At 71.4% G+C, this 23488-nt stretch carries 23 protein-coding genes; 7 read left to right on the forward strand and 16 right to left on the reverse strand.

Features of this window, described 5'->3' with window-relative positions; genetic code table 11:
* Nucleotides 1-122: 122 nt before the first annotated feature.
* From ABD235_RS16290 to ABD235_RS16300, 3 genes are all read right to left on the reverse strand, one after another.
* Nucleotides 123-926, reverse strand: a complete 804-nt coding sequence (locus ABD235_RS16290; protein WP_344174969.1) for a biotin--[acetyl-CoA-carboxylase] ligase — start codon at nt 924-926, stop codon at nt 123-125.
* On the reverse strand, nt 926-3565 hold the full coding sequence (locus ABD235_RS16295; RefSeq protein WP_344174970.1) for a phosphoenolpyruvate carboxylase: 2640 nt from the start codon (nt 3563-3565) through the stop codon (nt 926-928). Before ABD235_RS16295 ends, ABD235_RS16290 begins: the two co-directional genes overlap by 1 nt.
* A 96-nt stretch (nt 3566-3661) precedes the next feature.
* Nucleotides 3662-4300, reverse strand: a complete 639-nt coding sequence (locus tag ABD235_RS16300; RefSeq protein ID WP_344174971.1) for a TetR/AcrR family transcriptional regulator — start codon at nt 4298-4300, stop codon at nt 3662-3664.
* Between the two features lie 112 nt (nt 4301-4412).
* Here ABD235_RS16300 and ABD235_RS16305 point away from each other — a divergent pair, with 112 nt between their 5' ends.
* Nucleotides 4413-4895, forward strand: coding sequence for an SCP2 sterol-binding domain-containing protein (locus ABD235_RS16305; RefSeq protein WP_344174972.1), 483 nt, complete (start codon nt 4413-4415; stop codon nt 4893-4895).
* A gap of 20 nt (nt 4896-4915) precedes the next feature.
* On the opposite strand, the gene ABD235_RS16310 is transcribed toward ABD235_RS16305, so the two are convergent.
* Nucleotides 4916-5959, reverse strand: coding sequence for a hypothetical protein (locus ABD235_RS16310; RefSeq protein WP_344174974.1), 1044 nt, complete (start codon nt 5957-5959; stop codon nt 4916-4918).
* Nucleotide 5960: 1 nt separating this feature from the next.
* Nucleotides 5961-6371 (reverse strand): hypothetical protein, encoded by a 411-nt coding sequence (locus ABD235_RS16315; RefSeq protein ID WP_344174975.1) that lies wholly within the window; start codon nt 6369-6371, stop codon nt 5961-5963.
* Nucleotides 6372-6450: 79 nt separating this feature from the next.
* On the opposite strand from ABD235_RS16315, the gene ABD235_RS16320 reads away from it, so the two are divergent.
* Genes ABD235_RS16320 through ABD235_RS16335 form a run of 4 tightly spaced genes read left to right on the forward strand, consistent with a single transcriptional unit; the run spans nt 6451 to nt 9138 of the window.
* Complete coding sequence (locus tag ABD235_RS16320) at nt 6451-8028, forward strand: acyl-CoA carboxylase subunit beta (RefSeq protein WP_344174976.1); 1578 nt, start codon at nt 6451-6453, stop codon at nt 8026-8028.
* A 25-nt stretch (nt 8029-8053) separates the two neighbouring features.
* Nucleotides 8054-8299: an acyl-CoA carboxylase subunit epsilon gene (locus ABD235_RS16325; RefSeq protein ID WP_344174977.1), complete on the forward strand. Its 246-nt coding sequence runs from the start codon at nt 8054-8056 to the stop codon at nt 8297-8299.
* Nucleotides 8296-8751, forward strand: coding sequence for a hypothetical protein (locus ABD235_RS16330; protein ID WP_344174978.1), 456 nt, complete (start codon nt 8296-8298; stop codon nt 8749-8751). The genes ABD235_RS16325 and ABD235_RS16330 overlap by 4 nt, the downstream gene beginning before the upstream one ends.
* A gap of 30 nt (nt 8752-8781) precedes the next feature.
* Nucleotides 8782-9138 carry a hypothetical protein gene (locus tag ABD235_RS16335; RefSeq protein ID WP_344174979.1) on the forward strand — a complete coding sequence of 119 codons (357 nt, stop codon included), beginning with the start codon at nt 8782-8784 and terminating at the stop codon, nt 9136-9138.
* Here ABD235_RS16335 and ABD235_RS16340 read toward each other — a convergent pair whose 3' ends face one another.
* Together ABD235_RS16340 and ABD235_RS16345 are read right to left on the reverse strand one after the other, a co-directional pair.
* Nucleotides 9139-10404 carry a Maf family nucleotide pyrophosphatase gene (locus ABD235_RS16340; RefSeq protein WP_344174980.1) on the reverse strand — a complete coding sequence of 422 codons (1266 nt, stop codon included), beginning with the start codon at nt 10402-10404 and terminating at the stop codon, nt 9139-9141.
* Nucleotides 10401-12092 (reverse strand): DUF885 domain-containing protein, encoded by a 1692-nt coding sequence (locus ABD235_RS16345; protein WP_344174981.1) that lies wholly within the window; start codon nt 12090-12092, stop codon nt 10401-10403. Before ABD235_RS16345 ends, ABD235_RS16340 begins: the two co-directional genes overlap by 4 nt.
* Nucleotides 12093-12207: 115 nt before the next feature.
* On the opposite strand from ABD235_RS16345, the gene ABD235_RS16350 reads away from it, so the two are divergent.
* Nucleotides 12208-13686: a peptidase M16 family protein gene (locus tag ABD235_RS16350; RefSeq protein ID WP_344174982.1), complete on the forward strand. Its 1479-nt coding sequence runs from the start codon at nt 12208-12210 to the stop codon at nt 13684-13686.
* An 18-nt stretch (nt 13687-13704) separates the two neighbouring features.
* Here the strand turns inward: ABD235_RS16350 and ABD235_RS16355 are convergent, their stop codons facing one another.
* Together ABD235_RS16355 and ABD235_RS16360 are read right to left on the reverse strand one after the other, a co-directional pair.
* Nucleotides 13705-14010 (reverse strand): MmcQ/YjbR family DNA-binding protein, encoded by a 306-nt coding sequence (locus ABD235_RS16355; RefSeq protein WP_344174983.1) that lies wholly within the window; start codon nt 14008-14010, stop codon nt 13705-13707.
* 245 nt (nt 14011-14255) lie between these two features.
* Complete coding sequence (locus tag ABD235_RS16360; RefSeq protein WP_344174985.1) at nt 14256-15656, reverse strand: MFS transporter; 1401 nt, start codon at nt 15654-15656, stop codon at nt 14256-14258.
* A 66-nt stretch (nt 15657-15722) separates the two neighbouring features.
* On the opposite strand from ABD235_RS16360, the gene ABD235_RS16365 reads away from it, so the two are divergent.
* Nucleotides 15723-16256 carry a TetR/AcrR family transcriptional regulator gene (locus tag ABD235_RS16365; protein ID WP_344174986.1) on the forward strand — a complete coding sequence of 178 codons (534 nt, stop codon included), beginning with the start codon at nt 15723-15725 and terminating at the stop codon, nt 16254-16256.
* On the opposite strand, the gene ABD235_RS16370 is transcribed toward ABD235_RS16365, so the two are convergent.
* From ABD235_RS16370 to ABD235_RS16400, 7 genes are all read right to left on the reverse strand, one after another.
* Nucleotides 16253-16798: a hypothetical protein gene (locus tag ABD235_RS16370; protein WP_344174987.1), complete on the reverse strand. Its 546-nt coding sequence runs from the start codon at nt 16796-16798 to the stop codon at nt 16253-16255. The genes ABD235_RS16365 and ABD235_RS16370 overlap by 4 nt on opposite strands.
* Complete coding sequence (locus ABD235_RS16375; protein ID WP_344174989.1) at nt 16795-18096, reverse strand: DUF58 domain-containing protein; 1302 nt, start codon at nt 18094-18096, stop codon at nt 16795-16797. Before ABD235_RS16375 ends, ABD235_RS16370 begins: the two co-directional genes overlap by 4 nt.
* Entirely contained in the window at nt 18093-19115 is a 1023-nt protein-coding gene (locus ABD235_RS16380) for an AAA family ATPase (RefSeq protein ID WP_425553122.1), read from the reverse strand. Before ABD235_RS16380 ends, ABD235_RS16375 begins: the two co-directional genes overlap by 4 nt.
* A 6-nt stretch (nt 19116-19121) precedes the next feature.
* A complete protein-coding gene (locus ABD235_RS16385; RefSeq protein ID WP_344174991.1) occupies nt 19122-19700 on the reverse strand; it encodes a hypothetical protein in 579 nt (192 codons plus the stop codon).
* On the reverse strand, nt 19697-20407 hold the full coding sequence (locus ABD235_RS16390) for a DUF4129 domain-containing protein (RefSeq protein WP_344174992.1): 711 nt from the start codon (nt 20405-20407) through the stop codon (nt 19697-19699). The genes ABD235_RS16385 and ABD235_RS16390 overlap by 4 nt, the downstream gene beginning before the upstream one ends.
* Before the next feature lie 20 nt (nt 20408-20427).
* On the reverse strand, nt 20428-21639 hold the full coding sequence (locus ABD235_RS16395; RefSeq protein WP_344174994.1) for a GNAT family N-acetyltransferase: 1212 nt from the start codon (nt 21637-21639) through the stop codon (nt 20428-20430).
* Between the two features lie 104 nt (nt 21640-21743).
* Nucleotides 21744-23471: a proprotein convertase P-domain-containing protein gene (locus ABD235_RS16400; RefSeq protein WP_344174995.1), complete on the reverse strand. Its 1728-nt coding sequence runs from the start codon at nt 23469-23471 to the stop codon at nt 21744-21746.
* Between the last annotated feature and the right edge of the window lie 17 nt (nt 23472-23488).

A 23488-nucleotide genomic window follows, 5' to 3' on the forward strand; every position in this document is an offset into this window, starting at 1 on the left:
CGGTGCGGTAGCTCGGAGTGCTGGAGTGAAGCCCTCGATGTTTTTCCATCGTGGGCTTTGCTCCAGTGCTCCGAGGTGCCGTGCCGAGTGCCGCGCAGTAGGCGAGAAGCGGGAGACACGCCCTAGGTCCGCAGGTGCGTCACGTCGCCGGCGGCCAGTGCTCGCTGGCCGTCGGCGGTGTCGACCAGCAGCCGGCCGTCGGTGTCCAGTCCAGCGGCCTTGCCCTCCAGGAACTTCCCGTCCGGCAGCTCGACCCGGACCGGCCGGCCGATCGTTGCCGAAAGCCCCTGATAGTCGGGCAGGATCACCGCCGGGTCACCCTCCGCGGCCACCCACTCCTGGTACCGCGTGGCCAGCTCCCGCAGTACGGCGGACAGCACCGTGACCCGATCCGTGGTCGCCGCGCCCTCCAGCGCCAGCGACGTCGCCGCCGGGTGCGGCCGCTCGTCGGCGCGCAATGTGACGTTGAGGCCCATCCCGACGATCGCCGCCGGCCCCTCGACCCGCTCGAGCAGGATGCCCGCGAGCTTCCGGTCCTCGATCAGTACGTCGTTCGGCCACTTCACCAGCGCCGGGACCTCGGCAACCCGCCGTACGGCGGACGCAACGGCCAAGGAGACCAGCAGGCCCAGCCACGGCCAGCGGGCGGCCGGTACCGCCGTCGGGCGCAGCAGGACCGACGTCAGCAGCGCAGAGCGCGGCGGAGTGGTCCACGTACGGCCCAGCCGTCCACGCCCGGACGACTGGTACTCCGCTGTGGCGACCACGCCCTCAGGCGCTCCGGCGCGGGCAGCGGCGGCCAGGACGGCGTTGGTGGACGGCGTCTCGGCCAGTACGTCGAGCTGCGTCCACAGACCACCAGGACGCAGCAGACGCGCCCGCAGGAACTTCTCGTCCAGCGGCGGGCGCTCCAGGTCTCCGAACATCAGCCGGTGTTCTGCAGGCCGGCGGCAACGCCCGACACGGTCAGCAGCAGCAGTCGGCGCGTACGCACGATCTGCTCCTCGTCGAGTGAGTCGTCGGTCCGCAGGGTCCGCAGCGCTCGCAGCTGCAGGTAGCTGAGCGCGTCGACGTACGGGTTGCGCAGCTCGACCGCCCGGCCCAGCACCCGGCGGCCGGCCAGCAGCCGGTCGCTGTCGAGCACCTTGAGCACCCACTCGGTGGTCAGCTCGTGCTCGTCCAGCATCAGCTGGCTCAGGTCGGGTCGGTCGCCCAGCTCCAGGTAGCGGCCGAGGATGCGCCGGTCGGTCTTGGCCAGCGACATCTCCGCGTTCTCCAGCATCACCTGGAACAGCGGCCAGTTCTTGTTCGCGTCCTGCAGAGCGGCGACGTCACCGACCGCCTGCAGCGCGGAGCCCAGGCCGTACCAGCCCGGTGCGTTCACCCGGGCCTGCGACCAGGCGAACACCCACGGGATCGCCCGCAGGTCCTCCAGCGAGGACACCGCCACACCACGCCGGGCCGGGCGCGACCCGAGCGGCAGCTGACCGAGCTCCTCCAGCGGGGTGACCCGGCCGAACCACTCGGCGAACCCGTCGGCCTTCACCAGCCGGTGGTACGCCGTACGGGCGGCCTCGTCGAGGACCTTCTCGATCTCGCCGAACCGGTCGGCTGCCGCCGTGGCCCGCTCCTCGATCGCCGGGGTCGACGCCAGCAGCGTGGCTGCCGTGACCTGCTCGATGTGCCGCTGCGCGATCGCTGCGTTGCCGTACCGGGCCGGGATCGCCTCGCCCTGCTCGGTCAGCTTGAACCGGCCGGCGACCGAGCCGGGCGCCTGCGCGAGCACGGCCCGGTTGGCGGGGCCGCCGCCCCGGCCGAGCGCGCCGCCGCGGCCGTGGAACAGGGTCAGCCGGATCGCGTTGCGCTGGGCCCAGGCGGTGATCCGCGCCTGCGCGTCGTACAGGGCGAGCGTGGCCGAGACCGGGCCGACGTCCTTGGCGGAGTCGGAGTAGCCGAGCATGACCTCGAAGCGGCGGTCGTTCGCGGTCAGGCGGTGCCGGACCCGGGTCAGCTGGATCGCGTTGTCCAGCACCTCGACGGAGTTCTGCAGGTCCTCGCCGGTCTCGAACAGCGGTACGACGTCCAGCTCGATCGGCCGGCCGTCCATGGCCGCGTCGGCCAGCTCGTAGACCGCCGCGAGGTCACCGGCGTTCCGGGTGAACGACACGACGTACCGACGGCACGCCTCGGGGCCGAAGCGCTGCTGGATCTGGCCGATCACCCGGAGGGTGGCCAGCACCTCCTCGGTCTGGTCGGACAGCTCACCGCCGCCCAGGACCTCTTCCAGCGCCTTGGCGTGCACCGACGAGTGCTGGCGGACCTCCAGCTCAGCCAGGTGGAAGCCGAACGAGCTGACCTGCCAGATGAGCTGCTGCAACTGCCCGTACGCCTGGCGGGGTGCGCCGGCCGAGACCAGCGAGTCCTGCAGGACCTTCAGCTCGTGGGCGAAGTCGCTGGCCCGCGGGTAGCCGAAGTCGGCGTCCCGCCCTCGGGTGGCGGCCAGCCGGCGCGCTGCCAGCAGCAGGAGCTGCCTGTGCGGCTCGGACGGCGAGCGGGTCTCGATGTCGGCGATGAGCTCCGGGTTGACCGCGCGGGCGTCCTCCAGGATCCGGCGTACCGGGGCGGACGGCGGGGTGGTCGCCGCGTCCAGCGTCAGCGACCGGCCGAGCTGGTCGGTCGCCTGCTCCAGCGCGCGCAGCACGTGGTCGGCCTGGATCTGCATCGCCTCGCGGGTGATCGCGGCGGTGACGTTCGGGTTGCCGTCGCGGTCGCCGCCGATCCAGGACCCGAGCCGGACGAACGGCGCGACCACCGGCGGGCGGGTCCCGGCGGCGTCCCCGGCCAGGGCGTCGTCGAGCCGGCGGTAGACGTTGCCGACGACATCGAACAGGGTCTCCTCGAAGACCGCCATCGCCGAGCGCACCTCGTCCAGCGGCGTCGGCCGGCTGGTCCGCAGCTGCGACGTCCGCCAGAGGATGTCGACCTGCTCGACCAGGCCGCGCCGGTTCTCGGCCAGCTCGGCCTCACCGGCGCGCGGGTCGTTGCGCTCCTCCAGCAGCGAGGAGATCCGCCGGATGGTCGCCAGTACGGCGCGGCGGCGGGCCTCGGTCGGGTGCGCGGTCAGGACCGGGCGGAACTCCAGCCCGTTGAGCAGCGCGCGGGCCTGCTGCTCGCCGGCGTCGGTGGAGATCTGCTCGACCGCCTGGGCCAGCTCCGACACCGCGGGGGCGTCCCCGGAGCGGTCGCGCTCGCGCAGGACCCGGGCGCGGTGCAGCTCCTCGCTCAGGTTGGTCAGGTGGAAGTAGCAGGTGAACGCGCGGGCGACGTCCTCGGCGCGCTCGTGCGGCCAGGTCGCGACCAGCTGCTCGGCCGCTTCGCCGTCGCCGGCGATGGTCAGCTCGCGCAGCTTCTCCACGTCGTCCAGCAGCGGCTGCCCGGCGTACTCGACCAGGATGCGGCCCAGGATCTCGCCGAGCAGGCGGACATCGGCCCGCAGCTCCTCAGGGACTTCGAAACGTGCGCGGGTACGGGTGCGGGCGTTCGCCTGACTGCCGGTCTCGGTCACGTTCGCCCACGATATCTGTGGCCGCGCTCTCTCGCCTCATGGTCCGGCCAGTGAACGCAGATCGTGACCGAGCGTGGCGATGGTACGACGGACCGCTCAGACCGCGCCGAAGCCGCCGCCGACGACCTGGGAGACCACCTTGGCCAGCTCCTGCGGGGTCCGGTCGGTGCCGTCGACAACGAGCATCCGGGCGCAGGCCTCGGTCATCGAGGCGAGCATCTCGGCCAGGACGGGCAGGTTCGCGTCCGGGGCCGTGACGCCGGGCAGCGACTGCACCAGCGTCAGCCGCAGGCCCTCGACCAGGAACGCGCGGGCGGCGCGGACCCGGTCGGCCACGGCCGGCGCCGCGCCGTACTGGGCGCCGAAGACGATCCGCCAGGAGTGGGGGTTCTTGGCCGCGGTCTCCAGGAACGCCGTCAGCCCCTCGAGCACGTGCTCCTCCGGAGTCCCGACGCTCGGGTCGGCGGGGAGCGCGGCCATGATCGAGAGCACCAGGTGCTGCTCCTCGCGGGCCAGCAGCGCCAGCAGCAGCTCGTCGCGGTTCGCGAACGAGGCGTAGACGACCGGCTTGGTGACACCAGCGGCGTCGGCGACCGACTGCATCGTCGTGCCGGCGTAGCCGCGCTCGGAGAAGACCTGCAGGGCGGCCTCGAGGATCATCGGCCGCCGGCGTTCCGGGCCGAGGTGCGCGGCCCGGCGGCGAGGTTCCGGAACCTGTTCGTCGGGGCTGACCACTTGACAAACCTACCAGGTCGTAGGAAATTCCTACGGTCTGGTAGGAAGTCACCCGGAAGTGCCGCGAGGCCTCCGGACGGCTTCGTCAGGAAGTCGCCACGGGGAGGTCTGCTTGGCCGAGCGTGGCGGTGCCCACTGGCTGGAGTCCGGCGACTGGTCAGGACTCGAGCTGGGCGAACTGGCCCGGTTGGTGGACCGGACGTCGGAACGGGAGCTTCGGCATCGACTCATCGGGGGTGTGCGAGAGATCGCGTTGCGCGAGATCTTTCGCCGGATGCCGGAGTACCTCCGGCCGGCCCGGGCCAGCGGGTTCGACGCGGTCGTCACCTGGCAGATCACGGGGGCGGCCGGCGGCGTCCACGGCGAGGGCGTGGACGAGTACCACCTCCAGATCGCCGACGGCCGCTGCGCACTGCTGCCCGGCCGCACCGGCCCGGCCCAGATCTCGGTCCGCACCGACCCCGCCACGTTGCTGAGGATCGTCACCGGCAACGAGGACCCGGTCACCGCCGTCCTCAAGCAACGCCTGTCGGTCCGCGGCGACCTCGCCCTGGCCGCCCGCCTCACCAAGATCTTCGCCGTCGGCCCGCACTGAGCACCGGTACGGCCTCCGACTCATCGAGTCCTGGGCTTGCCGTCCGTCGGCCGATCGAGCCGCGGCCGGTCCTGCACAGTCCCTGCGCCCGAGGGCGTCTGTGACTGCGCCCCGGCCGCCGTACCCGTCGGCGATTGCGCGTCGAGCACCGCACGCAGCCCCGCGATCTCTCGATCCAGTGGCGTCGTCTGCCGGCCGACGATCCGCTCCGAAGCCCTCGGCGGCTGGAAACGCGTCTCCGCCCGCCGTACGACGAGAACCGCAGCGCGCGCGATCTCCTGTCCGCGGCGCCCGGCGACCACCGGGAGATCCGGTGGCCTGTTCTCGTTCAATGGCCGCAGGTCGGCGAACCCCTGGTCGATGGTCGCCCGCAGCTCCTCCCGGATCGCGGCCTGGGCGTCGAGCGGTACCAGGAACGGGAGCTCGGACGCCTTGAACAGGAGATCCGCCGCGACCTGCGCCTTACCGGCGCGTCCCGCACGGCTCATCTGGTCGAGCACCTGGGCGAAGTCCAGCCTGGTTTCCGCGCCGAGGTCCTGAGCGAACGCCCGTACGGCGGGTGCCCACGCCGGGTACGACTCGGTGGTCCGCACCGACGTCAGCTGCCGGGCCAGCTCAGGCGGCACCACCCGGTCGATGATCCGGTCCAGCCGCGCCTGGCTCCAGGCCTCGGTCGTGCCCTCCTCGATCGGCCCGAGCTCCGGGCGCTTCATCCCCGCCTTCCGGTCGGCGTGGGTGAACCCCGCTTCCGCGGCCAGGTGGCAGAACTCGTGCACGACCGTCTCCAGCGCGTTCCGCCAAGCACGCAGCTGCTTCTGCTCGACCGGTCCTCCGCGGTGCGCGGACATCTCCTGCAGCGGACGGACGACGCGATCCTTGCCGAGCCGCAGCGTGCCGTCGGCGGCGGCGCTCCCGAGGATCTTCTTCTCCGGGTCGGTGTACTTCAGCTGCCCGTTCCACAGCGACGTGGCCGCGCCGGACTCCGCCAGTACGGCGTCCCGGACGCGCTCCCACAGCCCGCCACCGACGTCCGGCACCTCGCTCGCCGGGTGCCGGTCGAGCACGTCAGGCCTGCTCGAGTACGTCGAGGATCTCGGCCAGGGTCCCGTTCAGCATGAGCACGGCATGCCGTACGTCGTCCGACGGCGCCTCGTCGGCGATCCGGCCGATCTCCGCCATCCCGGCCTCGGCCCGCGCGCGGCGTTCGTCCGGCGTACCGGCCGGGTCGGCGGCGCGCTGCAGCACCTCCGAGGCGCGAACCAGCGCGGGGTCGGTCGGCGTACGGGCGCCCTCGACCAGCTGATCCACGGCCACCAGGTACCGCCGGGCGCGGTCACGATCCCGCTCTCCCTCAACCGTCTCCGCCAGCTCCCGCAGCCGCAAAGCCTCGGCCGCCAGCACCTCGGCGTCGGTGATCTCCACACCCCACGCCCGGACCACCCGCATCCGCTCAGCGTCGAACTCCTCGTACTCCACGGCTTCATCGTGCCACCCCCGGCGTTCTGCGGCCGACGTCACAGGCGGAAGTGCTACTGGGCGGTTAGGCTGCCCGGTTATGGGAGAGACCGTGAACATCCACACCACCGCCGGGAAGCTCGCGGACCTGGAGCAGCGGCTGGACGAGGCCGTGCACGCCGGGTCGGAGCGCGCGGTGGAGAAGCAGCACGCGCGGGGCAAGAAGACCGCGCGGGAGCGGATCGCGCTGCTGCTGGACGAGGGGTCGTTCTCCGAGCTCGACGAGTTCGCCCGGCACCGGTCGACGTCGTTCGGCCTGGACGCGAACCGCCCGTACGGCGACGGCGTGGTGACCGGGTTCGGCACCATCGACGGCCGGCAGGTGTGCGTGTTCGCGCAGGACTTCACCGTGTTCGGCGGCTCGCTGGGTGAGGTGTTCGGCGAGAAGATCGTCAAGGTGATGGACCTGGCGATGAAGATCGGCTGCCCGCTGATCGGCATCAACGACTCCGGCGGCGCCCGGATCCAGGAAGGTGTCGTGAGTCTCGGCCTGTACGGCGAGATCTTCCGCCGCAACGTCCGCGCGTCCGGGGTGATCCCGCAGATCTCCCTCATCATGGGCCCGTGCGCCGGCGGCGCGGTCTACTCGCCGGCCGTCACCGACTTCACAGTGATGGTGGACGAGTCGTCGTACATGTTCATCACCGGCCCGGACGTGATCAAGACCGTCACCGGCGAGGACGTCACCCAGGAGGAGCTCGGCGGCGCCCGGACGCACAACACCAAGTCCGGCAACGCGCACTACCTGGGCAGCGACGAGGAGGATGCGATCGACTGGGTGAAGGCCCTGGTCGGGCACCTGCCGCAGAACAACCTCGAGGACCCGCCGGTGTACGACGCCCCGGCCGACCTCGCGGTCAACGACCTGGACGCGGCGCTGGACACGCTGATCCCGGACTCGCCGAACCAGCCGTACGACATGCACACCGTGATCGAGGCCGTCGTCGACGACAGCGACTTCCTCGAGGTGCAGTCGCTGTTCGCGCCGAACCTGATCGTCGGCTTCGGTCGCGTCGAGGGCCGCCCGGTCGGCGTGGTCGCGAACCAGCCGATGCAGTTCGCCGGCACGCTCGACATCGACGCCTCCGAGAAGGCGGCCCGGTTCGTCCGCACCTGCGACGCGTTCAACGTGCCGATCCTGACCTTCGTCGACGTGCCCGGCTTCCTGCCCGGTACCGACCAGGAGTGGAACGGCATCATCCGCCGCGGCGCCAAGCTCATCTACGCGTACGCCGAGGCGACCGTCCCGATGATCACCGTGATCACCCGCAAGGCGTACGGCGGCGCGTACGACGTGATGGGCTCCAAGCACCTGGGCGCCGACATGAACATCGCCTGGCCGACCGCGCAGATCGCGGTGATGGGCGCGCAGGGCGCCGTCAACATCCTGCACCGCCGCGAGCTCGCCGCCGCCGAGGACGTCGAAACGCGTCGCCAGCAGCTGATCACGGAGTACGAGGACCACCTCGCCAACCCGTACATCGCGGCCGAACGCGGCTACATCGACGCGGTCATCAAGCCCAGCGAGACCCGCGCCGAGATCGTCCGCGCCCTGCGCCTGCTGCGCACCAAGCGCGACACGCTCCCGCCGAAGAAGCACGGCAACATCCCCCTGTGACCGCTGTCGACGGGAGACCGTACTGATGACCGACAACACCCCGAGCACCGCCTCCGAGGCCGGCTCCGCGGCGGTCCTCCGCGTGGTGAAGGGCGACCCCACCCCCGAGGAGCTCGCCGCCCTCGTCGCCGTGGTCGCCGCCCGCGCCTCCGCCCTACCGGCCGCCGCGCCGTCGACCGACCGAGCCAGCGACTGGGCGACGTACTGGCGCCACGCCAAACGCCCCCTCCACCCCGGCCCCAACAGGTGGCGCGCAAGCGCCCACCCGTGATCCCGGAGGACTCGGCGCAGATCCTCCGGCAGCAGCTCGTCGCTGGAGACGTCGACCTCACGCAGCCGTCCATCCGCCTTGTCTGGAAGGCGTTCCTCGACTTCGCAGCCGTCCCCGCCGAGGACGTGCTCGGCCCGGAGGACGACGGCGACGGGCTGCTCGTCCAGTACGGCGTCGTCGACTTCGGCGACGAGGCCGGGCGACACTTCGCGCTGGACTTCACCAGGCAGTTCATCGACACAGAGGGTGCGATCAGCCAGCTGAGCTGCGCACTCGAGTACGACGCCGCACCCGCGCTCGAGGCGATCGCCTCGGACAACCTGTGGTCGTTCGGGCTGACTTTGCACGAGTTCGCCGACCGCGCCGAGCGGCTGGAAGGCTTTCGGCTCCTCCTCACCTCGGAGCCCACCCCGCAGCGGCTCAGGATCAGTTACGACGACGAGGTCTGCTGAGCGCCCGTCGTTCGGGGGCACAATCGGGGTATGGCCAAGTACGAGGTGAACCCGGCGGCGGTCGAGTACGCGCGGAAGCTGATCGACGGCCGGCAGTACGTGCTGGACAGTGACTGGGGTGCGTCGCAGCCTGACGCCGACGCTCAGAACGCCTACCTGGCGAACCACGGGTGGGACGAGTACGGCGCTTGGCATCTCGGGTTGACCGACGGCGCCAACGAGGAGACCAAGGCCCGGCACGCCTTCGTGTACGGCGATTTCCGGCGGGTGCACCGGACCGGGCTGATCGCGTGCGTATACCGCGCTTCCGAGTGGCGGCACAAGGACGTGGAGCTCGCGGCCCATGACCTGTTGCAACTGCTGGACGCGAAGGCCGGGATCAGCTGATCACAGCTTGCGGAAGCTCACCAACGGGTAGACCGGCACTCCAGGACCGCCACGAACCGGACCTTCGAAGGTCGTCGCGCCGTCGAGCACCAGGCCGTGCTCGGCGCCGCGGGCCACCAAGTGGGACAGCGCGTCGCCCGAGCGGGTCTCCTTCGGCGACCGCCCGGCGGCGTACCGGCTCGCGTCGGACTTCTCCGTCGTGGTGATGAAAACCCCACCCGGCCGGAGCACTCGCGCGGCCTCGGCGATGATCCCCTCGGTGTCGTCGAGCAGATGCAGCAACCAGACCGCGACCACCGCGTCACACCGCCGGTCCGCCACCGGCAACCGCGCGGCATCAGCCGCCGCCACGTGCCCCGGCAGCCGGTACCGCGCGTGCTGCAACATCGCCGGCGACAGGTCGACCCCGTGCACGAGGTTGCCCATAGCAACAAGCTCGGCCCCGACCAGCCCGGTGCCCACAGCAACTTCCAGCACGCGGGAAGTGTCCGGCGGCAACAACCGGTGGACCGCCTCGGCCGCCGCGCGGGCCCGGGTCTCTCCGCCGCGGGTTTCGTCGTAGATGGCTGCTTCGGCTTCGTCGTACGCGAAGTGCGGAGGCTGCCAGAGTGACGGCCACGGGATGCCGACGTCCGCGAGCATGCGGCGCAGCAGCGGCAAGGACAGCCCGACGACGTTGTGGTAGTCGCCCTCGATGCCCGTGACGAACGGTCCGCCGATGCCGTCGACGGTGAAGGAGCCGGCGACCACCAGCGGCTCGCCGGTGGCGACGTACGCGTCGATCTCGTCGTCGGTGAGGTCGGCGAAGAACACCTTGGTGGAGGCGAGCTCGCGGAGCTCCTGCTTGCTGTTGGTGTCGAACAAGCAGTGCCCGGTGTGCAGTACGCCGCTGCGCCCGCGCATCATCCTCAGCCGTTCGCGCGCGATCTCCGGCGTACCGGGCTTGCCGTAGGCGACCCCGTCGATCTCCAGCACCGAGTCGCAACCGAGCACCGTGGCGTGGTCGTCCAGCTTCGCGACCACCGCGCGGGCCTTCAGGCACGCGAGCAGCCGGGCCAGCTCGCCGGGGTTCTCGGCGGTGACGTTGTCCTCGTCGACGCCGGAGACGATCACCTCCGGCTCGACGCCCGCGTTGCGCAGCGTCTTCAACCGCGCCGGCGACTGCGAGGCCAGCACGAACCGCGGCCGACGCACCTCCGGCTCCGCGCCGCGCACCTCCGACTCCGCGTCGGCCGCCGTACGCCGGTCCCCCGTGTCCGCGCTCACAGGCGGGCGAGGGCGCGACGCAGCGGGTCGAGCCCGATCGAGCCGAGGTCGAGGGCCTCGCGGTGGAAGCTGCGCAGGTCGAACGCGGCACCACGCCGCGCGCGGACCTCCTCGCGGGCCTGCAGCCAGATCCGCTCACCGACCTTGTACGACGGCGCTTGCCCCGGCCAGCCCAGGTACCGGTTCAGCTCTGCGCGCAGGAACTCGGTCTCCATCCGCGAGTACGCGCGCAGGAACTCGAACCCGAGCTCGGCGTTCCACCGCTCCCCCGGCCGGAAGCCGAGCGGGTTGTCCCGCGGGATCTCCAGCTCGAGATGCATGCCGATGTCAACGATCACCCGCGCGGCCCGGAAGCCTTGCGCGTCGAGCATCCCGAGCCTGGCGCCCGGCTCCTCGAGGTACCCGAGCTCTTCCATCAGCCGCTCGGCGTACAGGGCCCAGCCCTCGCCGTGCCCGGAGACCCAGCAGCCGATCCGCTGCCAGCGGTTCAGCGTCTCGCCGCGCAGCATCGTCTGCGCGACCTGCAGATGGTGGCCGGGAACGCCCTCGTGGTAGACGGTCGTCACCTCACGCCAGGTGGCGAAGTCCTCGATGCCGTTCGGCACCGCCCACCACATCCGGCCGGGCCGCGTGGTCAGGTCCTCGCTCGGGCCGGTGTAGTAGATCGACCCGTCGGAGGTCGGCGCGATCATGCACTCGATCCGCTTGATCGCGTCCGGGATGTCGAAGTGCTGGCCGGCCAGCTCCGCGACGGCGGCGTCGGCGAGCTGCTGCATCCAGTCCCGGAACGCCTCCTTGCCGTGGATCTTGCGGGCCGGGTCGTTGTCCAGCAGCTCGGCGGCGGCGTTGATGCTGCGGTCGCCGTCGTTCAGCGAGGCCGCGATGGTCTGCATCTCGGCGTCGATCCGGGCCAGCTCCTGCCAGCCCCAGGCGTAGGTCTCGTCGAGGTCGACGGCCGCGCCGAGGAAGTTGCGCGAGGCCAGCTCGTAGATCTCCCGGCCGACCGCGTCCCGGGCCCGGCCGCGCGGCACCACCTCGGTGGTCACCCACTGCCCGAACTGGTCGTACGCCTTGCGCGCCGACGCGGCCGCCGCTTCGACGGACGCCTTCACCGGTCCCTCGGGCGCCTGCGCGGCCAGGCCGGCGAAGTAGTCGTCGCCCTCGGCGCCGGTCCAGCTGGCGATCCGGGTGGCCAGGTCGTTCAGCTGCCGTACGGCGGACACGCGGCCCTGGCCGGCCTGGTCGAGCACGGTGTCGCGGAACCCGTCGAGCGCCGTACCGACCTGGTTGAGCCGGATCGCGATCCGCTCCCAGTCCGACTCCGACGCGGTCGGCATCAGGTCGAACACCTGGCGGATCTCGGCCGGGATCGAGGTCAGCGCGTTCAGCTGCGACTGCGGTACGCCGGCCTCGAGGTTCTCCACCTCGAGCCCGAGCCGTTCCACGAACGCGTCCTGGGCGACCTCCTCGCGCGGGCTGCCCGGCTGGATCGCGCGGGCCTCGGCCAGCGCGCGCTGGTGCAGCTCGAGCAGGCCCTCGAACCCGTTCGGCGAGTAGTCGGGCAGCTCGTGGTCGTGGCCCTCGACCCCCATGAAGGTCGCCGCGGTCGGCATCAGCTCGAGGTACTGCTCGAGGAACCGCTCGGAGACCTGGTCGATCGGGCTGTTCGGTGTGGTCGCGTCCGTCACGCCACGACCCTACCTGGCCGCACTCCACCGATCCCGCCCATTTCCGCCGCCACCCCGCGGGCGCCGGGGCGACCTGTCGGTAGCCTCGGCACTTCCTCTCTCGACAGGACGTCCGATGCCTCAGTACCTCGACGGTGTTCGTCTGCTGCACCACCAGGAGCCACAGACCACCACCGACGCCACCTTGACCTTCGCCGTCGGCGCACGGGACGAGACGCTGCCGACGGTGGGCGTCGCGCACGCCCTGGAGCACCTGGTGATGAGCACGGTCCGCCGGCTGCCGATCCAGATCGACGCCACGGTCTCGACGACCACCACCAGCTTCGTCGCCTCCGGGACGCAGGAGCGCGTCGGCGAGTTCCTCACCGGCGTCTGCGCGGCCCTGTCGGCCCCACCGGTCGAGCGGCTGGAGGTTGAGGCCGGCGTACTGGCTGCTGAGGACGGCTGGGTCACGCACCCGATGGCTGCGCTGCTCTACCACGTCCGGTACGGCGCCCGCGGCGCCGGCCTGGCGTGGCTCGACGGGCCCGGCCCGGACGGCATCACCGCTGGGCAGGTCAACGCTTTCGCCCGTACGTGGTTCACGGCCGACAACGCCGTTCTGCAGATCACCGGGCCGATCCCGGACGGACTGGAGCTGGCGCTGCCGCAAGGGACCCGGCCGAAGCACACGCGGTACGGCGTGCGGTCGTTCTCCGGGCCGGTGTTCGTCGAGCACGAGATCCCGGGAGCGGCTGTCGTACTGGAGCTGCCGGACGGGGACGGGGCCAGGCAGTCGGCGCTGGTCGTGGACGTGCTGCAGCAGCGCATCGAGGAGAACTGCCGGCACGTCGGCGGGCACAGCTACGTGGTCGACACCGACTCCCTGCGCCGGCCGGACAGCCGGATGGACTGGGTGTTCTACGCGGAGGCGCGGGAGGGACACGACGAGAACGTGGCGCTGGCGGTAGGCCGCGCGCTGACGACATTGGCGGCGGACGGGCCGACCGCGGACGAGCTGGAGCTCGCGCTCGACCGCTTCGAGGAAGTGCGGATCACCACGGATGTCGAGCTGCGGCGGGAGTTCAACCAGCTGACCGCTGAGCTGCTCGACGAGCCGGCTCGTGAGGAGCTGGACGTCGGGCAGATGCGTGCTGTTCGGCCGGAGCAGATCGCCGCGGCGCTGACGGCCGCGCTGAGGTCTGCGGTCGCGTACGGCTCGTTCGAGGGATCGCGGGGCTGGGTGGATCTCGACTTCGAGGAGACCACCTTGTGCCCGGCGGACGACGGCGAATTGCCGGAGGGGCAGGTGTTCCGGCCGACGTTCGGGGCGCGGGCGTTCTCGCGGGAGGCGCGGGCCATGACGCTCGTGCTGACGGCCGACGGACTGACGATGCGGGACGAGGACGGTGTGCACCGGGTGCCGTGGGACGGCGTGGCCGGGGTGATGCGGATCAAGGACGGGACGTTGGTGGTGTTCGGCGGCAACGGCTGCGTGATCCCGGTGTCCCGCCACCTGTACCGCGGCGGCGCCAAGGCCGTCGCGGAACTGGAGCAGCGGGTCGACATGGCGTTGTGGTTCGACGAGTCGCGCTTCAAGGCCCGTGAGGACTGAACTGCGGCAGCCTTTCGGCTACTGCTTGTCCGTCAACGCCGCGGGCGCGGTCTGGTTCCACGAGTCGAGCACGATGTCGTACAGCTCGTCGGTGCCCTCCAGCGCCGACAGCCGGGCCCGGACCCACGCCGAGCCGGCCTCGTGCGGCGGCACCCAGAACTTCTCCGGCTCGGCCGCGATCAGCTCGTCACGCTCCAGCCGGGGGCAGCGCACGGCGAACGACGTCTGGTCGTCGGGCACGGTCAGGAACATCCGCCCGCCGACGTCGAAGGTCGGATGGTTCCACCGCTGCTTCTCCACCGTCCCCGGCAACGACAAGGCCACCCGACGAACGTCATCCGCATTCAGCACTTGCGTCCCCTCCACCCGTTGCGAAGGAACCATCCTGCCGCACACCGGGGACAACCGAGCCCCGCTCCTAGTCCCCCGCCCGCTGCGCGGGCGGGGGACTAGGAGCGGAGGGGTGGGGGCAGAAGCCGCCCCCTGGCGGAGCGGCCTGGCGGCCGCCCGCTGGCCGGAGGAAGGCCGCGTGCAGGGCGGCGACTTCGAGCGCGCGCCACAACCACGGCTCAGCGTGCCTTGCTCGGCCCCGGGATGAGCAGGGCAACAGCCGCGCCCACAGCGACCACCGCGGCGCCGACCCAGACCGCCGGGACCAGGCCGTCGACGAACCGGGCGGGCGACTCGTACCCGCCGGCCGAGGCGAACACCGACGCCAGCACCGCGACCCCCATCGCCACGCCGACCTCGCGGACCGTGTTGTTCGTCCCCGACGCGACACCGCGGTCGTTCTCCGACGCGGCCCCCATCACCACGCTCGCGGTCGGCGCGAAGGTCAGCCCCATCCCGACCCCGGCGAGCAGGAACGGTACGACGTACGAGCTGTACACCACGTCCACCGTCGTCACCACGGCCATCCACCCGAGCGCCACGGCGAGCAGCGCCTGGCCGCTGGCGATCAGCACCCGCGCGCCGACCCGGTCCACGATCAGCCCGGCGATCGGCGCGACCACCATCGGCGCCGCGGTCCACGGCAGGGTCCGCAGCCCGGAGTCGAGCGGCGAGTAGCCCTGAACCACCTGGAAGAACTGGGCCAGCAGGAAGACCGCCCCGAACACCCCGAGCGAGAACGTGAACGACGTCGCGTTGACCACGCTGATCGCCCGGATCCGGAACAGCCGCAGCGGCAGCATCGGCGCCGGCGACCGGCTCTCCCAGACCAGGAAAGCGATCAGCAGGGCAGCGCCACCGACCAGTCCACCGAGCACCGGTCCGGACGTCCACCCGTCCTCGGCGCCGTGGACGACACCCCACACGACACCCAGCAGGCCGAGCGCCGACAGCACCAGCCCGACCGGGTCGAACCGGCGGCTACCGCCGTACGACTCCGTCAGCACGCGGGCCACGAACGGCAGCACGAGTACGCCGATCGGCACGTTCAGCCAGAAGATCCACTGCCAGTTGAGCCCGTCGACGACCGCGCCGCCGACCACCGGCCCGACCGCGACGCCGAGCCCGGAGATGCCACCCCAGATCCCGATCGCGGCGCTCCGCTTGTCCGCCGGTACGGCGGCCGACAGCAGCGTGAGCGACAACGGCATCACGGCAGCAGCACCCACCCCCTGGATCGCGCGGGCGCCGATCAGCATCCACGGCTCGGTCGCCAGCGCACAGGCCGCCGACGCGACCGTGAACAGGGCCAGCCCGGCCAGGAAGATCCGCCGGCGCCCGAGCCGGTCCCCGATCGCCGAGGCGGTCAGCAGTAGCGCGGCGAAGGACAGCGTGTACGCGTTCACGAACCACTGCAGGTCGGTCAGCGAGGCGCCCAGGTCGTTCTTGATCACCGGCAGCGCCGTGGTGACCACCAGGTTGTCGAGCGTGACCATGAAGACGGGAATGCCCACCACAGCCAGCACGGTGCCGAGCGAGCGGGTCGCTCGGACCTCAGGCTCGAGGACGGTCGATGTCATAGCGCATCCTTTGTTGTTATCGACTGATAACAAGCACTGTATGCATTGACTGATAACATTGCAACCATGACCAGAACCAGGCTGACCGCGGCCGAGCGCGGCGAAGAGGTGCTGGAGGCGGCGATCGTGGCGTTCGGCGAGTCCGGGTACGCCGGGACGAAGACCGACGAGATCGCCCGGCTCGCGGGGGTCTCGCAGCCGTACGTGATCCGGCTGTTCGGCACCAAGCAGCAGCTGTTCCTGGCCACGCTGGAGCGAGTCTGCGACCAGGTCGAGCAGGCGTTCCGGACGGCCGCCGAGAAGCAGGCCGACCTGGAGACCCTCGGGGACGCGTTCAACCAACTGCTCGAGCGGCGGGAGTTGCTCGTCGTGCTGCTGCACGGGTTCGCCGCGAGCGCCGAGCCGGCAATCGGCAAGGCCTCCCGCGACCGCTTCGGCCGGATCTACCGCACGGTCCGCGATCTCACCGGCGCGACGCCGGAGGAGGCCCGCGAGTTCATGGCGACGGGCATGCTCCTGACGGTGATGGCAGCCATGCAGGTCGTCGGCCCGAACCCGGTCGCCTGCACCTGGGCCACCGACCTGCTGGAGACCCTCTAGTCGTTCACCGACTGACCGGACGCGAACCAGACCGCCGCCGTCGCGGCCGCCAGCGCGGCGACGGTGACGACCAGGGAGCCAGGCACGCCGGCACCTCGCACGATCGCCGCTCCGATCGCGACCACCGGTGCGAGCAGCACGGCGATGCTTGCCGGGAGCAACCACCTGCGGAGCGACCGCGGCCCGACCTTCGCGTACGACGGCAGCTGCGCCGCGTACGCCGACGCCAGGTGCAGCAGGAGCACCCCGAGCGCGGTGACCACGGTCGACCAGCCCACGTCTCCCGGCGCCCTGAGCAACCACCCGGCCAGTACGACGACCAGGAACAGCAACCCGGCCGCGGAGTCCGGCAGGACCAAGCAGGCCAGCAGCAACGGGACACCGAACACCCACACCGCATCCATCTGGTCCCACGGCTGCAGAGCCGGCACCGCCAGAGCGACCACGCCGCCCAGGCCGATCAGCAACCGCGCGATCACAGGCGCCCGGCCGAAGGCCCGCAACTCCCCCAGCCACCGAGTCAGCCGGTCCGCGATGTTCATGAGCGCATCCTCGGTGCCGCGGCTACGCGGGCCGCGTCCCGCAGTACCTCGTCCAACGTGCCCGCGCCTCGCCACCGCACAGTCGGCACGCCCAAGTCCCCCAGACGATCCAGCTCGCGGCGCCTCTCCAGCAGCCGGATGCGCCACGCCAGCGGCCACGCCTGGGAGTCGTGCTGCTCCAGGTCGATCACGTCCGCCACGTCGTCCGGCAGCGTGTCCACGGCGATCACCGTGCACCCGGAGTGCACCAGCGTCACGACGTACCCGAGCACAGCCGGCCGCAGCAGCGGACTGAGCACCAGCACCAGGCTGTCCGACCGAATCCGGTGCCGCCGGGCCAGCGCGTGCTCGTCCTGCTGACGCCCCTTCTGGCCGGCGTGCACCAACACGTCCAGGACCCGCCGCAGATGCGCCCGCCCGCTCCCTGCACGCACACCGCCAACCGCCGTACCGGTGTCGACCAGCCGCACCCGGTCCCCGTGCCGCAGGTAGTGCTCGGCGATCGACGCCGCGGCCCGCACAGCCGTGTCCAGGCTGCTGGAACGCCCGTCGATCCCCTCACTGATCCCGACGTCGGCACCGGTGTCCAGCAGGATGACGACCTCGGTGTCCCGGTCGGACCAGGTCGACGTCACGTGCAGCTCACGAGTGCGCGCCGACACCGACCAGTTGATCCGCCGCAGCCGGTCGCCGGTCCGGAACGGCCGCACTCCCGACAGCTCCGTCCCCTCACCCGGCCGCCGCGACCTGTGCAGACCGACCAGCCCAGCAGGACGCGGTACGGCGTCAATAGCCTCGAAGCCCTCCCGCAGCGGCAGTGTGGTGACGCTCTGCACACCGGCGTCCGGCAGGTGCACCCGGTACGAGCCCAGGTCCGACGTGGCGATCACCTGCGGCCGCTCCAGCCGCCGCAACCCCCACCGCTCGGACCGTACGCCGACCTCCACCGACACGGTCCCGTCGGCCGCCGGCTCGGCCACGGCGGCCTGCGGCGGGTCGTACCGGAACCACTGCGTCCGCGGCACCGCCGCGACGACCAGGTCGATGTCCGGGTCGACCGTGCCCGGCACCACCACCCGGTACGTCGTCGCCTGCCCTTCGAACAGCACGTCCGCGTCCAGCTCGGTCGCGACCCGCGGAACGGTCCGCGGCCGGAAGAAGCGTCCCCAGACCGCGACGAAGGCCAGCGGCATCCCCAGCACGGCCAGGTCGGGCCGGCGGGCGACGACCGCGACCACCAGCAGTCCGGCGGCGACACAGACCGCCCGGACCTGCGCGTGGGTCGGCCGCCAGGTCACTGCCGGGCGCCCACGACAGTCGGCGGAGCCGGCACCTGCGCGAGCACGGCCCGTACGACGCTCGCACCGGTCACGTCGTGCAGCCACAGCTCCGGCCGCACAGTGATCCGGTGCGCCAGCGCAGCCACGGCCACAGCCTTCACATCCTCCGGTACGACGTAGTCGCGGCCCTGGATGACTGCGTACGACCTGGCGGTCAGCAGCAACGCCAGGGAGCCACGCGGCGACGCCCCGACGAGCACCTGCGAGTCCCGCCGGGTAGCGGCAGCCAGCTCCACGCAGTACCGGCCGACGGTGTCGTCGACGGTCACCGTCTCGACAGCACGCTGCGCGGCGAGCAGACCGGCGGCGTCGGTGACCGGCTCGACGTACTGGTCCTCCTGCCGGCGTGCCATTCGGCGCTGCAGGACCTGCCACTCCTCGTCGGCGCTGGGGTAGCCGAAGCCGATCCGCAGCATGAAGCGGTCGAGCTGGGCCTCCGGCAACGGGTAGGTGCCCTCGTACTCGACCGGGTTCGCCGTGGCCAGCACGTGGAACGGCACCGGCAGCGGGAAGGTCTGGCCCTCGACGGTGACCTGGTGCTCCTGCATCGACTCCAGCAGGGCGGCCTGGGTCTTCGGAGGCGTCCGGTTGATCTCGTCGGCGAGCAGCAGGCCGGTGAAGATCGGACCGGGCCGGAAGACGAACTCGCCGTTCTTCTGGTCGTACACGAACGCGCCGGTGACGTCGGAGGGCAGCAGGTCCGGGGTGAACTGGACCCGCCGGAACTCCAGCCCGAGCGCCTGCGCAAACGACCGCGCGGCCAGCGTTTTGGCCAGGCCCGGGTAGTCCTCCAGCAGCACGTGCCCTCCGGCCAGGATCCCGGCCAGCACCAGCTCCAGCGCCTCGCCCTTGCCGACCACGGCCTCGCCGACCCGCTCCAGCACCCGCCGGCTCAGCTCCGACACGTCGTACGGCGTCAGGCCGGCCTCGGTACCAGGCGTGTCACGAGGGCCTTCGCGGGATTCGGGGTCAGTCACGGTTCCTCACAGCTTCTCGATGGTCTGGACAGCCTGCTCGAGCTCGGCGTACGACACGGTCGCCGCCTCGGTCCCGGTGATCAGGTCCCACACCTGGTCGCCGACCAGCGCGCGGGCGCGGTCCGGCTCCAGCCGCGGATCGATGCCGTGCCTGTTCACCAGCCGGTCGGTGGTCAGCTCCAGCAGCATCGGCCGGATCCGCCGGGTGAAGCTCAGCGAGCCCTCACCGGCCCGCCGCTGCCGCGAGGACTCCTGCACCCAGGTGGCCAGGAACTGCGTGCGGTTGTCGTTGCTCCGGCTCCGCAGCTCGGCCCACTTCTCGTCGAACCGCGACGGCCAGGTGGTCTCGACGATCTGCGGGAACACCAGCCGTACGGCGACCGACACGAAGCCGACGGCCAGCGCCAGCCCGACGAACCACATCGGCCTGGGCGACATGCCTGCGATCCCGAGCGCCGCGATCAGCAGCAGCGCGGCCACCAGACAGATCAGCAGGTGCCGCAGCAGGATCCCGTTCAGCGCGCGGGCCGGTCGTTTGACCGGTGGGCTGGTGCGAGTGGTCTCCTCGGTCGGCCAGTTGCTCATCGGGCGGCCACCGCTGCGGCCAGCTCGTCGCGCAGGCGGAGCAACGCCGCCCGGGCTTCGGTGCGGGCCGCTTCGGTCGAGCCGTGCGTGGAGTAGCGCGCCTCCCGGTACAGCTGGGCCAGCCGAAGCAGCTCCGGCTCGGAGATGCCACCCACACCGAGCACGCGCACGGTGAACTCGGCCGGCGTCTCCGACGGCTCCCGCGCGACACCAGCTGACGCGGCCGCGTCCTCCAGCGCGACCCAGCACGCGATGACCGCGTCCGTCGCCGTACCGGAGTCCATGGCCGACAGGCCGGACTCCACGGCCTCGGCGAGCCGGTCCACCTTCACCCGCTCCCAGTCCGTGTCGCCGTCCTCGGCCTGCGGCAGCTCCACCTTGCGCAGGATCCGGTAGACCAGCCGCAGCAGGAACAGCACGAGCAGCACGGCAGCGGCGTACACCAGAGCCAGCCACAGCGTCTTGAGCCAGTCGGGGAACTCGATCGGCTTCACTTCCTTGGGCGACGGCGTGGGACCGGCCGTCTGATCCGGCACCGACTGGGTCACGCTGATCGTCGGCAGGGTCCGCGGCGCGGCCGTCCGCGTGCTCTCACTCATCGGCTGCACGCTCCCGCCGGCCGACGCGAACACCACCAGCACGACGGCCGCGACCCCCAGGACGAGGGCAGCAGCCACTGCCAGCACACTGCGTCGCGTCGGCTGCATCCGGGAAGAGTAGCTCTGAATCAGAACCCGGTGTCGAGCCAGGGGAGGCGCTTTCCGAGGAATGCCCGCGAAGTTGCGGCCAGTGCCCCCGCGGTCCGCTCCTCGACCAGTCCGGCCGCTCCCAGCAGTTCCAGCGACGGCCTGCCGAGGTACACCGCCCCCAGCTCCCGTACGTCGACCAGTACGTCGGCCGGCCGGTCCGTCGGCTCGCAGGTCGCGCCGGCCGGCCCACCGGCCAGATGCCACTGCCCGGCGTTCCACGGCAGGAACTCGTCGGTGACGCCGAGCACCACGTCGATCTCCTCGGCGTACGTTCGCCCGGCCAGCGCCTTGCCCACGTCGGCCAGCCGCACCCACAGGCCATCCGCCGTGACCGGCTTCGGCGCCCGTGGGTCGAACAGCAGCGCCAGCAGCGGGTCATCCGACGGCAACTGCTTGTAGGTCGTCTCGCCCAGCAGGTCCTGGTTCAGCAGGAACTGCCAGAGCGCCGCGTGCGCCGCCAGGTCGCGGGCATGCACCCGGGACACGTCGACGAAGCCCTTCGTCGTACGGCGGGTGCGGAAGTGCGCGTACCCGGTCACCTCACCGTCGACCGAGGCCAGCACGCAGCGCAGCGGCGAGGCGCCGCTGGTGTCGGTCACCACGTTCTCACCGCCGACGTAGTCCTCCCACCGCTCGTCGTGCTGGAACATCCCGGGCCGGCCGAGCGCTTCGTCGTTGTGGATCCTGGTGGTCACCGACCGGGCCTCCAACGGATCGGCGTACCGGATCCTGACGTTCTCGACTCCGGCGACCGGGCGCAGCGCGCGGGACGCCTTCGGCACGGTGATCTGCTGGTGGTCCGACCCCAGGCCGTAGCCGAAGCGGCCGTAGATCACCGGCTCGCTGGCCGTCAGTACGGCGACCGGCTCGACCCCGGTCTCGTGCAGCTCGGTCAACTGGGCCCGCATCAGGTCCCGCAGGATCCCGCGCCGAGTGTGGGTCGGGCTGACGCACACCATGCTCACGCCCGCCACCGGCACCTGCCCACCCGGCACCGACATCGTCATCCCGAACGACGTGGTGTGCCCCGTCAGCTCCTTGTCCTCCCGCGCCACGATGCTCCGCGCCGGCTCCCACATCTTCCGCTCGGCGGCCAGCTGCGCGTCGCTCCAAGGCTCCGCAAACCCCAGATTCAACAGCCGAACCAGCTCGCCCCACTCACCGTCGTACCGCCCGATCACGTTCGTCATGACCCCTGCCTACCAGACCAACCCGGCCACCGCCCCCGACTTTCAGAGGCGATGACCGGCAGGCCAGAGCATGTCCCCACGACACCCCAGCCCAGCGCTGATGGTCAGAGGGTGATGGACCAGTTGGTGAGAGTGCCCGTGTCACCCGGACCGTTGTCGCCGATGCGTAGGGTCCAGGTGCCTGCGGCGTTTTCGGTGGTCGGCACCGAGTAGGTCTTGCTGGCAGGCAGCGCGTGGCAGGTGCTGCCGCCGTACCGCTGCAGGTAGTACCAGCGGCCGCTCGGCGAGACCAGGCTGATGTTGAGGTCCTCCAAGCACGTGTGGCTTCCTTCGACCGTCACCTGCATCGGACTGGCCGCCCGGCCGGTCGCCGTCGAGCGGACCGCGCTCACCACCGTCTGGTAGTCCCTGATCGGGTAGTCGGTCCCGTTGCTGAACGTCCGGCCCCCACCGCTCCCCGGCTGCGTCCGCGCCGACACCGCAGCGCTCTGCGGCGACTTGTTGCCCGCAGCGTCCTTGGCCTGCACGGTGAACGAGTACGCCGTGTCGGCACTCAACCCGCTGACCGTCGCGGACGTACCGGCGACCGAGGCGGCCAGCGTGCTGCCGTTGTAGACGTCGTACCCGGTGACCCCGACGTTGTCGCTGGCAGCGTCCCACGCGAGCGAGACCGAGCTGCTCGTCGTACCAGTGGACCGGACGTTCCCCGGGGCGGTCGGAGCTTGGGTGTCGCCCGTCCCGCCGTCGCCGATGAGCAGCGTGAGGTTCCACTTGGCCAGGGCCTCGTTGACCGGCTGGAAGATCGAGTTGTCGTCGTTCGCCACGCAGTTCGAGTTGCCACCGGAGTGCAGCCCGACCGCCTTGTCCCCACGCAGCCATGCACCGCCGGAGTCGCCGCCCTGCGAGCAGGCGTCGGTCGTGGTCAGCCCGTCGATCACCACGCTCCCGTAGTCGATCGACTGGTTCACCGCCCGCACCTTCCCGCACTCGAACTTCGGCGCGGTGTTCCCCGAGTGACAGACCGTCTCACCGACGATCGCCTCGGCCGAACCGGTGACGGTCACCGCGGGCTGGCCCCACGTGTTCACCTCCGGCGAGATGTTCCACCCCGCCTCGGTCACCGCGACGACACCCATGTCGCCCTCGCGAGCGTTGATGCTGCGACTGCCACCGACGTTCGACGTACCGAGCCGGTTCTGCTGGCTGCTCGCGCCGTACGCCGCCTGGTTCGCATCGTTGGTGCAGTGCCCGGCGGTCAGGAAGTGCTTGTTGCCCTGGGCATCGGTCGCCGGGAACCCGACCGAGCAGTTGCTCTCGCTGCCCGGCCACCACGGATCACCCGGATGCACGTCGCCGGCCTGCTGCCGGAAGTCGCTCCCGGTCCGAACGACCTGTACGCCGTCGCCGAGCCCGTTCAGCGCGCCGTACGCGCCACGCACCTTGACGACCACCTTGTTGGACACCGGATCGATGCCCCAGCTCTGCAGTCCCGCGGGCCGGTCGGCCCGGACGATCTTGTCCACCTTGGCCAGCAGCTCGTCCAGCTGCTGCTGACTGCGCGCCACCAGCTCCGGCGTACCGCCGGCCTGGCGAACCCGTTCAGCCGCGGCCGCGCCGGTCACCGCAACGTGCAGCTTCCCGTCGTCCGCGATCCACCGCCCGGCCAAATCAGATGCCTTGGGCAACCGTTCCGACACCTGCTGCGGGCTGACCTGCCGCGGGCCCACCGGCGAGGGCTCGGCCGCAGTCGCCGGCCCGCCGATCGCCACCAGGCCGGCCACCAGGCCCACCACCGCCGACCCACCGATCATCTTCGTCCTGCGCCGTCTCATGCGTTTGCTCCTTGTCC

Source organism: Kribbella lupini (assembly GCF_039529595.1).
GTDB classification, from domain to species: Bacteria; Actinomycetota; Actinomycetes; order Propionibacteriales; family Kribbellaceae; genus Kribbella; species Kribbella lupini.